The organism is Candidatus Finniella inopinata (genome assembly GCF_004210305.1).
Taxonomy (GTDB): Bacteria; Pseudomonadota; Alphaproteobacteria; order Paracaedibacterales; family CAIULA01; genus Finniella; species Finniella inopinata_A.
On sequence record NZ_SCFB01000006.1, the window covers coordinates 18,694 to 31,139 of the forward strand.

10 protein-coding genes and 1 tRNA gene are annotated in these 12,446 nt (G+C 46.7%); 6 read left to right on the forward strand and 5 right to left on the reverse strand.

Annotated elements, in window-relative coordinates; all coding sequences use genetic code 11:
- Positions 1-89 precede the first annotated feature (89 nt).
- The 5 genes from ubiG to EQU50_RS05100 all read left to right on the forward strand — a co-directional run bounded on the left by ubiG (position 90) and on the right by EQU50_RS05100 (position 6,365).
- Positions 90-842, forward strand: coding sequence for a bifunctional 2-polyprenyl-6-hydroxyphenol methylase/3-demethylubiquinol 3-O-methyltransferase UbiG (ubiG, locus tag EQU50_RS05080; RefSeq protein ID WP_130154063.1), 753 nt, complete (start codon positions 90-92; stop codon positions 840-842).
- Positions 843-939: 97 nt separating this feature from the next.
- Positions 940-1,542 carry a hypothetical protein gene (locus EQU50_RS05085; RefSeq protein ID WP_130154064.1) on the forward strand — a complete coding sequence of 201 codons (603 nt, stop codon included), beginning with the start codon at positions 940-942 and terminating at the stop codon, positions 1,540-1,542.
- Between the two features lie 120 nt (positions 1,543-1,662).
- Positions 1,663-3,723, forward strand: a complete 2,061-nt coding sequence (locus EQU50_RS05090) for a beta strand repeat-containing protein (protein WP_130154065.1) — start codon at positions 1,663-1,665, stop codon at positions 3,721-3,723.
- Between the two features lie 114 nt (positions 3,724-3,837).
- Positions 3,838-5,796 carry a TonB-dependent receptor plug domain-containing protein gene (locus tag EQU50_RS05095; protein ID WP_130154066.1) on the forward strand — a complete coding sequence of 653 codons (1,959 nt, stop codon included), beginning with the start codon at positions 3,838-3,840 and terminating at the stop codon, positions 5,794-5,796.
- On the forward strand, positions 5,793-6,365 hold the full coding sequence (locus EQU50_RS05100; RefSeq protein WP_130154067.1) for an energy transducer TonB: 573 nt from the start codon (positions 5,793-5,795) through the stop codon (positions 6,363-6,365). The genes EQU50_RS05095 and EQU50_RS05100 overlap by 4 nt, the downstream gene beginning before the upstream one ends.
- On the opposite strand, the gene EQU50_RS05105 is transcribed toward EQU50_RS05100, so the two are convergent.
- The 4 genes from EQU50_RS05105 to EQU50_RS05120 all read right to left on the reverse strand — a co-directional run bounded on the left by EQU50_RS05105 (position 6,349) and on the right by EQU50_RS05120 (position 10,533).
- Positions 6,349-7,245, reverse strand: coding sequence for a DMT family transporter (locus EQU50_RS05105; protein ID WP_165380346.1), 897 nt, complete (start codon positions 7,243-7,245; stop codon positions 6,349-6,351). The genes EQU50_RS05100 and EQU50_RS05105 overlap by 17 nt on opposite strands.
- A 1,330-nt stretch (positions 7,246-8,575) precedes the next feature.
- Entirely contained in the window at positions 8,576-9,274 is a 699-nt protein-coding gene (gene recO, locus EQU50_RS05110) for a DNA repair protein RecO (protein ID WP_130154069.1), read from the reverse strand.
- 113 nt (positions 9,275-9,387) lie between these two features.
- On the reverse strand, positions 9,388-10,437 hold the full coding sequence (locus tag EQU50_RS05115; RefSeq protein ID WP_130154070.1) for an MraY family glycosyltransferase: 1,050 nt from the start codon (positions 10,435-10,437) through the stop codon (positions 9,388-9,390).
- A 22-nt stretch (positions 10,438-10,459) separates the two neighbouring features.
- A tRNA-Gln gene (locus tag EQU50_RS05120) sits at positions 10,460-10,533 on the reverse strand.
- Between the two features lie 188 nt (positions 10,534-10,721).
- Between EQU50_RS05120 and EQU50_RS05125 the strand changes: the two genes are divergently transcribed.
- Entirely contained in the window at positions 10,722-11,783 is a 1,062-nt protein-coding gene (locus tag EQU50_RS05125; RefSeq protein WP_130154071.1) for a Ppx/GppA phosphatase family protein, read from the forward strand.
- Here the strand turns inward: EQU50_RS05125 and EQU50_RS05130 are convergent.
- On the reverse strand, positions 11,780-12,061 hold the full coding sequence (locus EQU50_RS05130; protein WP_130154072.1) for a hypothetical protein: 282 nt from the start codon (positions 12,059-12,061) through the stop codon (positions 11,780-11,782). The two genes, EQU50_RS05125 and EQU50_RS05130, sit on opposite strands and share 4 nt — an antisense overlap.
- Positions 12,062-12,446 lie beyond the last annotated feature (385 nt).

Genomic DNA, 12,446 nt, shown 5'->3' on the forward strand with positions numbered 1-12,446 from the left:
AGATAATAAAACAAAACAGGAACCTGACAAACTAAGGTTTCAAATCACATAACTGTGACTTTTTGGCATCTACAAACAGAGGACGCTTGATGACAAGTCAGACAATAAACCCCGAAGAGGTCTACCAGTTCGACCAGATCGCCGACCAATGGTGGGACGAGGCGGGGCCATTTAAGCCCCTGCATCAATTAAACCCGTGTCGGTTGCAGTTTATCAAAAACCATATCTCCCGGAATTTTAAGATCGATCCCTTATCCGCACAGCCTTTAAAGGGCCTTAAAATTTTAGATGTGGGTTGTGGTGGGGGCATTTTGTGCGAGCCGCTGGCGCGTTTGGGGGCGACCGTTACGGGCATTGACGCCAGCCCTAAGGCCATTGAAACGGCCAAGATTCACGCCAAACAATTCGATTTGGAAATCAATTATCAGGTGGCCAGCGTGGAAGAATTGCCCCCCCAGCCGTTCGACATTGTGTGCGCCCTTGAAATTATTGAGCATGTGGATCATCCGGGGCAATTTCTGAAAGCTTGTGCGAACTTGTTATCGCGGGATGGATTATTTTTTATTTCAACCCTTAATAAGACCGTCAAATCTTACCTGCAGGGCATCATCGCAGCGGAGTATATTTTGCGACTGGTCCCCCGGGGGACACACGATTGGAATCGGTTTGTCGAACCGGCAACGTTGGCCCGTTGGTTGCAAGATTGCGGCCTTTGCTTCTCGGATCTGAAGGGGTTTCACTATAATCCCCTGCACTGTTTGTCTTCGACTCAGCAACCCTGGTCGTTAAGCGAATCGCTGGCCGTGAATTACATTGGGTGCGCGGGGTTTAATTCGATTTAGAAGGGCTTTTATGAAACATAAAAATTGACTATTAAACATTTATTAATATTTTATATTTACAATAAAATTGTTATATTTATTTTTAGGAATTTTTAATATGAGATATTTTTATGTTTTTGGTTTGATGTTAAGCGTAAGCGGCGCGTGGGCCAGCAATGCGCAGTTGGACGGTGGTGCTGACCATCCGACAATAAATTCAACAGCTGGTGTCCATGCAATTGTTGGCACTGAAGCATCGGGAACTGGATATAGTCTTACTTATGTGTCGTCTTCTGAAGCACAGGCTTTGGTCACGTTTGTGGTGCCGGGGGTTTATTTCCAGAATCAGGAACCTGTGTTAGGCGATTACCTGACTAATTGGGGAGAGGGACTGCTGATCAACTGTCAAGGCACCGGCTATATACAAGTTCCTCTGACCAAAGATTGGAATGATTCCAGCACTCTTGCAGATGGAACCCGTTCTTCCACGGCAAATCCTGTTGATCCCGCCGTTAGTTTTTTTGGCAATACATTTAACTGGGTGGGCAGCTCTGCCGCGTTTTTGCCGAATACAACGTACCAATGGACTTTGGTGAAAACCGATACTTACGAGGCAAAAGGAAATATTATTGGCGGCAGCACGCTTTTGTCAGGCAGTATTACAATTCCCAGTTCTGGCCTTTTGGCGCGAACCTATCAGTTGCAGGTTCCAAAACCCTGATAACTGGATTAAAAGAAAGGGGGCGCCAGCTGGAAACGTTAAGAAGCACCCTGTTAATCATTTCTTAAGAATATGCACTTATAATAAAAACTGATTTATTTGTATTTATTGGTATTTACGATGGGATTATATTTTATTTTTCTTGTCTTCTTTTTTGGCTTAGGGGGTGCGTCCGCCAGTAATGTACAGCTGGATGGAGACGCATCTCGTGTCTATCCAACAATTAATGGGACCTATGGCCATGGGGGAGGCGTCAGAGCTGCTAACAATGGAACGCACACCTTTACCCTGTTGAATCCGGTCCAGTCAGAGACAGATATATATCCCCTTGCATCCTTTGATTCCCTTACAATTAACAGCGCTCAAACAAACGGCACGACGATACAGCCTGCAGCCGGATTCAGCCCAAATTCACTTTTTTCCAGCCTGCCAACGTCTGCCCTGACCCTTTCTAATGTGACCATACAGAATTTTACACAACCATACATTGTGCGATTTGCAACAGGATTCGCCGGGGCCATGTATTCGGGCGAAGCCCTTCAATCTGTGACTCTAAGTGGTTTGGGATCGGTGATTTTTTCTGGAAATACAAATACCAACTGCGGTAATGGGGGGGCTATTGTTGTTGCGACACCAACTGTAACTTTGAACGCTGTTGGTACACTAACTTTTGTGGGCAATAAAAGCACAGGTCCGCTTTTTTCAGGACCGACAGTTCTTCCCGGTGTGGGAGACTTGACGTTGAACGCCAATGCGGTAGTCACTTTCACAAACAACAGTGCTATCGGTTCTGGTTCTGAAGGTGGAGCCATTTGGACTGAAAATTCGTTTACCCTGAACGGCATTGGCCCGGTAATTTTTACGGGAAATATTGCTGGTTTGGGAGGGGCCATTTATTCCAATGGAAATATTGCGCTGCAGGGATCTGGCCAGGTTACGTTTGCGAATAACAGTGCCGTGAATGCAGGTTCCAAGGGTGGAGCCATTTATTGTGGTGGAGAACTGCGACTGACTGACGTCTTGTTTTCAGTCAATAGCGCCGCATCAGGCGGTGCCGTTTATATGAACGGTCTTCAGGGTTTTACATTTACCGTTAGTTCTGGAAAAACGATTACTTTGGCCGGATCAACTGCTTCGGGCAATAACGACATAGCGTGCAACCCTGGCAGCGCGGGTGATTTTGCATGGTCCACATTCATCAATGATGGGGTTGGTGCGTTGGTTTTGAATACCAATAATAACTCGTGGTTTGGGAACACAACAGTTACTGCGGGCACCTTGACTGTGGGAGATACGGCTGGAAACGGCGCTGTGTGGGGAAGCACCCCTAACGGTGGAACCCTTACTGTCAACAAGGGCGCCACTTTAACGGTGGGGGGAACTGTTAACACTCAATCAGCATACCTTGCCGGCGGTTGGACAATTCTGTTAGGGAATGGCGCAACATGTGGTCTTCTTAATGTGGCTGGAACCCTTGATGTTTCGTCTCTTCTTCCCGCTAATTTTCAGATTCGGGGCACAATCCCAACAGCCACCAATTTTCCATCGAATGGTTACACCGTTGCCAAATATACAAATCTGACCGGCAGCTTGGATTCCATAAATGCTTCGCTCCGCACCCAGAATTTTTTCCTGGATAATCGAGCTTCGCCAAACAGTGTGATTCTAAGGTCAATGAATTATGCACTGACCTCACCGACTTCTGCCCAAGCTACACTGGTCACATTTGTGGTGCCCGGGATTTATTTCACGCATGATCAGACAAAAAACTCGAACACACCTACGTTACAAAGTAGCACTCCCAACGATTTCAGATCTTTGACCAATGCCGGAGAGGGGTTGATGATCCAGTGCGCACCTGCGTCAGGGTCGCTTTTTAATGTAATCCTAACCCAAAATTGGGTCGATTCCTTTCAGACAGACGGAAGCCGTGTCAACGTAGGCGTGGGGGATACGGATCCCAATGTGGCGGCTTTTGGCAACAGCTTCACCTGGACTGGCAATTCTGCAGCGTTCTTGCCGGGAGTCACCTATAATTACAGCCTATACAAGACAACCCCTTACCAGTCCACCACCATAAACCCCTCTTCGCCAGCGCCACTTCTGACAGGGACCATTAGTAACTTAACACCAACCAATCTCGCCCGGACCTATCAGCTGCAAGTGTTATGGACGCATTAGACCTCTCTCCTAATCGGCTTTCATGGGCCCGTCGTTGCAGTCTTTGTCGTTGCAGTCTTTGAAAAAACACCATATATTGTGTTGATTATGACAAAAAACAACAACATGTAGATTGTGTTAAGGGACTTTTTTAAACTGACAAACGCGGATATATCCTCGCCCCTTCCTTTCAATGGGGAAATCGCTCGCTATGACGGAAAGGGCCTATTCATCGCCTTTGGCCTGCTTTATCTTTTGACAAGTCCTATTTATGGTGAAACCTTGCTGCCTGCTTTGGTTATTAAAGCCAAGAAAATTAATAACGCGTCTTTTTCAAACTCCTCCTCTTCTGCCGCCAATTTTGAAACCCAACAACAAACGACTCTGACGGACGCCTTGAAAAACACCCCAGGCGTTCACCTGGTTCAACAGGGCGGTGTGGGAAAAATGGCGCAACTGTTTGTAAGGGGGGCCAACCCAGAACATGTCATTATCTGGATTGACGGGGTTCAGGCCTGCGACCCCAGCAGCCCGAATGGCGCGTTCGACTTTGGCCAGCTGGAGGCAGAATCGTTGGAAAAAATCACGGTTTTAAAAGGACCCCATACGGCATCGTACGGCAGTGGTGCCGTGGGTGGCGTTGTTCAACTGACAACCAAAAAGGGAACAGGGGAAAACCACGCGACCCTTGTTGGCGAAGCGGGATCGCACAAAAGTTATCGTCAAAACCTGAGTTTTCAGGGAGAAAAACCATCCGTCGATTTTTATATCCAGGGCGGCCATCGTCAAATTGACACCCCATCCTCTGTCCCCCCTGCCAATCGAACCCTTAACCGGCAATACCATCCCGACCCCTATGATTCACAAAACTTTACGTCCCACTGCGGATTAAAAACCTTGCAGAATTGGCGCCTTAGCCTTCACAATCGCCATCAACGCAGTCGGTCCCGTTATGCCAACCCGTTTGACCCGAACCCAAGCAGTCAGGACGTAACCATCTATGATCTACACAGTTTAACGGCTGAAACCACCGACAAAAATCGCACATGGCAGCCCAAAATCCACATCGGATATTTACAAAGCCAGCGTATCTATGGCCAAGACCAGCCCCCCTTTTCACCCCGCAATTTTTTCAAGGGAAAAGCCCTTAGCTTTCAAGGCCATAACCGCCTTCACCTTAACGAAAATCACAACCTTGATGTGGGAATCGATCACCGACAGCAATCTTATCAGGCCCTAATACCAGGGATCACCCATCAGGAAGCGCAATCCCATGAATCCTCCTTTTTTGTTGGCCACAACACTATCCCTCACGAACGCGTGCAGGTTGATTTAGGGGGCAGGGGCCATCACCATCGTCAATTCAAATCCCATGCCACCTATCGCGCCGCCGTCACGTATAACCACTTTGAGACCAACACCGACTTGTATGTGGCTTATGGAACCGTTCTTCACAACCCCAGTTTATTTCAGATTTTTGATCCATCAAGCGGGAATCACGCCCTTCGCCCCGAAAAAGGATACGGGTGGGAGGTTGGTCTGCAGCAGGCCTTAGGCCGTTCGATTCGCATTGGAACGCTGTTTTTTCAAACACGCCTTAAAGATCTGATCGCAGGTCAGCAACTAACGCCAACGCTTTATCGATACAACAATATCAACAGGTCACGAACCCAAGGGGTGGAATCATTCGTTGAATGGGAAATCGTCAGCGACTTAAAAGTTTCTATGAATCATGTGTACACTTCTGCCAAAGACCTTTCGACCAAGGAAACGCTTGTCAACCGCCCTTTACATAAAGTTTCAGCCAACCTTCAATGGCAAATGACGTCTGATTGCGATGGGGGGCTGGGCGTCAGCTATGATGGCAAGCAAGTCAATCGCCCCCGGTTTGGAACGACGCCGCGCGTCTATACGACTGGGCCCATTTTGCTGCGGGCGACGCTAAATTATAAACCCAATCGGCCTATTTTAGGCTATGGTCATCAAGAATTTTTTGTAAGAGTAGAGAACGTTTTGAATCGTCATTATCAACAACCTGCGGGGTACCTGCAACCGGGTGTCAGTTTTTATGCGGGCTTTAGGGCGTCTGTATGAAGCTAAATAAAGCCCTGCCCATATCCCTTTTACTGCATGGACTGGCCTTCGCTGGCACAGGTTGGATCGTCTCAGTCGGCGATTTTAAGGGCGAGACGGCCAATGTTTCACGACCCGTTTGTGTTGAGGTTCAATGGATTACCCCGTCTTCTCTTTCATGCTTGCCACCTGAATCCATACCTCTGAGCCAAGAAACTGGTTGTTTGCCTCAGCCTCCTAAAAGACTCCATCCAAAGAAAATGCCCCCCCAGCCTGGCCCTTGCAGCCTTCAAGAAAACCCAGAGGATGGGATGGCGAACGTTGTTCTTGTGCCTTTTCCGAACAATCCCGTTCCAACCTACCCCGAAGAAGCCAGAAGACAAGGCCTGAAGGGCGAAATGATTGTGACGCTTACAATTAATGCCGCCGGCTTAGTGGTTAAAATTGATGTGAAACAAGGCAATGACATAGCACCTATTTTAAAAGAAGCAGTTTTTGAGGCCGTTAAGAAATGGCGTTTCACCCGCCATGACAAATCCGGAAAACCCCTCTCGGTTACGTTGCCAATTGTGTTTAATTTAGAGGCTTAACTTTTCTCAAGCGATGGGTAACGGCCCCCAGGTAAAAATAGGAAGCGATGATCAGCCCACCCCCCGCCAACGTTGACCATGAAAAGTGTTCACCGAAAAACAACCAGCCCGACGCGATGGCCAGGGGGAAACGGGCAAATTTAAAGGGTGCCAGGAAAGCCGCCTGGGTATAGGTATAGGCCTCGATCAGCGCCAGCTGCCCCAACAGGTATAAAACGGCGATGCCGGCCAGCCGCAGAACCGCATTCATCTCGACAGGTTGCCAATAATAAATGGCGGGTAAAAAGCTGCACAATGCCATGAAAAACAACAGATAACACAAAGTCGTTTGTGATGAATCTTTAACCGCAACTTTTTTGATAATGAGGGAGGAGGCTGTGAACGCGAAAGCCGATAACAGGGGGTACAAACTGTAAACATTAAAAATCGCTGAGGAGGGTTTAAGAATAACCAACACTCCGACAAATCCCACGCCAATGGCCCATAACAACGGGCGTGTGGGGTTTTCAGAAAAGAAATAATAGGCGCCGGCTGTTGTCATTAACGCACTGGTTAACGACAGGGCACTGCTGTCAGCCAGGGGCAACACCTGCACTGCGGCAATCCAAAAACCGTTACCGGCCGCACCCGCAAACCCCTTTAGAAATTGCCACTTTAGGTTTTGGGTAGTTAGCAGCTGTTTCAAAGTTGTCCGATGCCAGGCCACAACCAGCAAAAAACCAATACATGATTTAAAAAACAGAATCTGACTGCTGGAAAGCGTCTTTGGCAGCGAGTGCGTCAGGCCGTTGCTGATCGTTGTGAGCACCGCCACCAACACAATCAACCCAGCCCCGTAAAAGGGGGTCAGGTTTAAGTTAGATTTGTTAGAAGCAGTCATGGAAATACTTTCACTTTTTTTCATGAGAATTTGGCGAGAAAACCCCAACTCGCCCGAGAGAACTATACACCCATTCTCAATCATTTTGTGGCTTTACATTAACTTTTAAACAAGCTGTGTTGAACAGTCTTTGGAGAAATTTTTCTTTAATGTATTGCATTTTTAACCTTATTTTAAATGCTCTAAGGGTAACTTGGTTATAGAGATTCAATTCAGGTCATTCCCTTAAGGAGCCTAAGGATGCGGTGTTTTTTGAAAAAAGTGTTTTCACTTTTTATTCTGCGGATAGGTGCGGCGGGCCTGTTGTGTATAGCTTCTAGCGAAATCATGGCCTCCAGCGCCGCCCCGGCTGAAGTGAACCCATACTCACACCCCTCGGCCACCAAGTATCAAACGTTCCAGTGGGACCCCTCGCGTGTTCATCACCACATGTGGGAAGCTTTGAAGGATTGCGAAGGACAAGCTTTGGGGCAGACAGAATACCTGGACAAACCAGGAATGGAAAGTTTTGCAGTTATGATAGGCACTAACTACGTGGCACGCCTTAAAAAAGGGATAGGTCTTTGCGAGGAATTGGACCATGTCAACAACTTGATCAAAACCTTTTTGGAGAAAAAAGCTGATTTTTCAAACGATGGGTTGACCATTTGTTTACCAGTTCGTTGCTTTTTTCTGACGCCCTCTAATGGCTCTGACGATTACGCGGACCTTCTTATACTCCCAAAAGCTAAAGGGCATTCTTTGGCACTTTCTTTGTTTCAAGGGGTTCATTCTGATTCTATGGGTGATATTTTTTGGTCTGCCGGTCGCGCATTAGCAGCATTCCATATGTTTTTTATGAAAAATCATGGGACCCACGTTACAACGGCCAAACATAACGATATGAGCATTGGAAATATTTTTTACGAACCTAGGAACGTTATGGGGAAGGACCAGTGGGCCGTCTCTTGGATCGACTGTACAGACATAGCATTGGTAGGCCACAGCCCATTGACAGAGGTTGGGCATTTAATAGCGAATATAGAACATCGTCTTTTAGAAGCCTCGGCTTACCTTTCACAGATTAATATTTTCCAGGAAAAAGTTTTAGAGGGGTATTGTTCCCGTCTTTCCCAAGATATTATTGGTATATTGCACGGACTGTTAAACAATGCCCAGTCGTTTGAAACCGAGTCGTGGTTATTGGGAGAAAGAACGAGCGTTATGAGAACTGGTAACGCAAAAGTGTATCCCGAGAACATTCTAAAACTCATCCATCATTTTTTTGGCCGCCACATTGAAAGTCAACAAAAGGCTGAAGAAGAAGCAAAGGCAGTCTCACCCACCACCACTACAACACCTGCTGTCGGACAACAGGAAGGGGTTTGTTCTCAAACACATAGCGATGCAGAAAATACCCCGTTAAGTTCAGGGCAAGGCGCATCTCTTGCTCTGACGGTGTCAGCTGTTCCTGTAACAGAAAAGTAGGCAACCTTAATAATCGATCGGCGTAGGGCCTCCCTACATCTTCACTGACGGCATGACCCGACTTAGGCGAGACATAGATCAGGTTTTCTGTCGACCGCGTCACGGCGCAACAATCAAGGGTTAAGCCAAACCCTAACGTCGCCAAAAGGTCCAGCTCAAACTGCACATACTGCGTTTGCCAATGGTCATCGGTTGCTAAACTTTGCAGGAATTTTTCAACGCTTTTGTATAAATCAGCATAAAGATGCCGTTCAGGTAACCCTTGGTCCAACAACGTACAAACGGAACTAAGGGCGGCCAGGCGCTTGGGAATGTTGGCCAGCGGCGTCCAGGTCGCCCGATCCATCTCTATCTGCCATCGGCCCAAATGATCAGCCAGGCGGGCTTTCCAGGTGGCCTGAACGAAGTTACCAGGCTGCAACTGGTTGCGTGCCTCTGGCTTGCGTCCCGGCCGTATAAGACCCACATGACGACCCTGGGTTGGGGTGAAAATGCTGACAATGGAGTAACTCTCGCTCCAGGGGCGCTGGCTTAAGACAATGCCTTTATCGTGCCACTCCATTATACCCTTCGCCTTTCAAAAGCTGCTTTTCGAAAATTGCGTCACTGCGCGTCCTCATGTACGCTCATTACACCCAAAACAGATTGAGGGGCGCTCAGGACTTATTTTCGAATTCACACTGAAACCCTTTGGGTATATTTAAAGACCCACCAGCAAAACCCTGCCTGAACTATACCATAAACAATAACAAGCTCAACAAAGCTGGTGAACCCGTAATGGCAACTAAGGGTCAGGCATCCCATAAAAATCACGGTCAAAAAGTAGATGCTGCTTACAAATCCATGAGAATGACCGGCGTCATACAAAAGGTGGAAAAGATGATCGCGATGTGCCTCGGTCAGGCGTCGGCCCAATACCGCCCGGCGTACAAGGGTGAAGCCAACATCAAACCATAAAAATGCCATGGGCATCAGGCTTAAAACAAAGGTTTTGTTAACCAGGGCTGTATCACTGGGGGATAAGTCCTGATTTTGCAAAAGCAGCGCCAGAAAGCCTAAGGCTAGCCCTAAAAAGGTGCTGCCTACATCCCCCATAAAGATTTTACCAAACGGAAAATTAAAAACCAGAAAGCCCAAAAGCGCAAATATCAAAATCATGGCCAGAACAGCCACTCCCGACATCGGCGTAGCTATAAAAATCATAAAGATAAGGTTCAAAACAACTGACCCGGCTAATAAACCGTTTAATCCATCCAAAAAATTGGCGCCGTTGATAAGGCCGATAAGCGTGACAAGAGTGATGATTTCCGCAAACCAAGTGTTATTAAGATGGGAAAAGGCAGGAAAATCAAGATTCAATCCGGCTATGACCAGGACACAGGCTGCTAAAAGATGGGCAAATAATCGCGCACGATAGGATACTGGATAGCAGTCATCCCAAAAACTAACGCTTCCTAAAAGAAAGGCTGCAATGGCAAACGCCTTTAAAAATGGCGCTAAAAAATAAAGTTTATCAGGGTCAGCGAAGAAATACAGGCCAATACCAGCCACAAAAGCCAACATAAAAGATAATCCCCCCGCCGAGGGGGTAGGAATTTGATGGGAAGAACGTGACATAGGCACAGCAGAAATATTGAGTCGCATCAACAAACGACCAGCGATGACTGCGATTAGAAAGGTTATCAACCCTATGTGAGTCATCTGATAGAAAAAAGCTTTATGCATAAAACGAACACGAAAATAGCGATGGCTGGGGGACCTGGATTCGAACCAGAGCTGCCCGGGTCAGAGCCGAGAGTTCTACCGCTAAACTATCCCCCATAAAATTAGATTGTATTCGCCTGGTGCTTATTTTACTCTTTTCGAAATCCACCCACAATTTTTGGAATGACTTGTGGCTGATTGTCATGAGTTTTTGTAGAATAACAAAGGTTAGAAGGCAACAAAAAATTGATGTTTCTGACTTTTAACCTTCAATTAAGAGAAATAATGAGAGTTTTCTGAAAGCGATGTTTAAGACTCCGACTTCTTCCAAAGCTGCTGAAAACGACCATCATCCTATGCTGGGTGCTATTGATTTGGGTACCAATTCCTGTCGCCTGTTGATTGCCAGCGTTAACGTAGCCAGTTTGAAAAAAAGTTTTTTTCGTCGTCGTCCAAATTTGGTTGGTTGGAAAATTATTGATTCTTTCGCGAAAATCGTAAGACTCGGCGAAGGCCTTCACAAAAATAACGAGCTTTCTTCTGCTGCCATTCAAAGGGCCCTGGATGCGTTAAAGACGTGCCGCAAAAAAATAGACTTCCACGGTGTTACACATGTGCGGGCTGTTGCGACTGAGGCTTGCAGGCGTGCCACCAATGGCCATATTTTGGTTGAACGTGCCAAAGAAGAGCTGGGCCTTGACATTGAGATCATCGAGGGAAAAGAAGAAGCCCGCCTGGCCCTAACAGGATGCGCTGCCATTTTGAACCCAAAGATCCCGTATGCCATTGTTTTTGATATTGGCGGCGGCAGTACGGAGGTTATTTGGTTACGCCTGTCTGGGAACCGCGGCCGGCCCGGTTACCCTATTCCGTTTGAGGTGATTGATTCTATTTCTCTGCCTTATGGCGTTGTGACCATCAGTGAATCTTATGCGCAATTTGCCGCAAGCCCCGAGATTCACAGAAACCTTAGGGACAGCGTATCCCATGAACTGGGCCGTTTTTCAGAACGCAATCAGATTCAGGGTCATATCAATGACGATTCTGTGCAGCTTGTTGGTTCCTCTGGAACGGTCACCACTTTGGCCGCCATTCAGGTGGGGCTTAAACAATACGAACGGCGCATGATCGACGGTCTTTTTATCAAGACGTCTCGCTTACACTTTATCAGTCAAAAAATCCTAGCCATGAGCATCCCGGAACGGGCGCAGCACGCATGCATTGGCGCAGGCCGTTCAGATCTGGTGGTTGTGGGTTCCGCCATTTTAGAGGGGATTTGCGATGCCCTGCCGATTCCCGAATTAAGGGTTGCCGATCGGGGCGTCAGAGAGGGCATTTTGTCCGAACTGCTGGTGAATTTGAGTTAGAGGATCATTTCTGAGTCTGGTTCCCCATCATCGATAATCTCAGTGATCTTGGCAGCAGCTGTGAATAATTCTTTCCATGCATTGTCTAGAATATCTTTAAAGTCGCTGTATAATTTTTTTTTGTCCTGGTCCTCAAATGAATCAGGATCGTGTTGTCTAAATAGATACTTTTTGCATTCCTCATTACTCTTTTCAACCGCTTGAGGCCAGTTTCTTATAAAGGTTCGGTTTCTTGAGGAGTCCCTTAAGATAAGTCGTAAATCTTCAATTTCTTGCAATTCCTGTTGAATCCAAAATTCCCTAAAAATACTATCGATCTTTTTCGAATCGCCAGTGATTTCCTTAATACTTTTTAAGTTTCTTTAGACGAGCTTTCTCAGTTTTCTTCATGGGTTTGTATAAATTTTGTACCTTTTCGAATTCATCATCAGAAATCTGTAAAGGGCGAATTTTTGGAGACGACGTAGCCGAGTAAATTTTTGGCGATGATGTAACAGAGGAAATTCGTGGTGACGACGTAGCCGAGTAAATTCCCAATGATGACGGCGACTCATCCGAGCTGTCATCTGAAAATGCAGAAAAATTAAAAATTATCAAAAATAAAGAAAATGGAAATATAAAAAAACGCATATACTGCCCTTACGCAAACTAAAACACACTATT

Excerpts from the sequence above, each read along its gene's own strand:
- ubiG (WP_130154063.1), top strand. The coding sequence starts at position 90 with ATGACAAGTCAGACAATAAACCCCGAAGAGGTCTACCAGTTCGACCAG.
- EQU50_RS05085 (WP_130154064.1), top strand. The coding sequence starts at position 940 with ATGAGATATTTTTATGTTTTTGGTTTGATGTTAAGCGTAAGCGGCGCG.
- EQU50_RS05090 (WP_130154065.1), top strand. The coding sequence starts at position 1,663 with ATGGGATTATATTTTATTTTTCTTGTCTTCTTTTTTGGCTTAGGGGGT.
- EQU50_RS05100 (WP_130154067.1), top strand. The coding sequence starts at position 5,793 with ATGAAGCTAAATAAAGCCCTGCCCATATCCCTTTTACTGCATGGACTG.
- EQU50_RS05105 (WP_165380346.1), bottom strand. The coding sequence starts at position 7,245 with ATGACTGCTTCTAACAAATCTAACTTAAACCTGACCCCCTTTTACGGG.
- recO (WP_130154069.1), bottom strand. The coding sequence starts at position 9,274 with ATGGAGTGGCACGATAAAGGCATTGTCTTAAGCCAGCGCCCCTGGAGC.
- EQU50_RS05115 (WP_130154070.1), bottom strand. The coding sequence starts at position 10,437 with ATGCATAAAGCTTTTTTCTATCAGATGACTCACATAGGGTTGATAACC.
- EQU50_RS05125 (WP_130154071.1), top strand. The coding sequence starts at position 10,722 with ATGTTTAAGACTCCGACTTCTTCCAAAGCTGCTGAAAACGACCATCAT.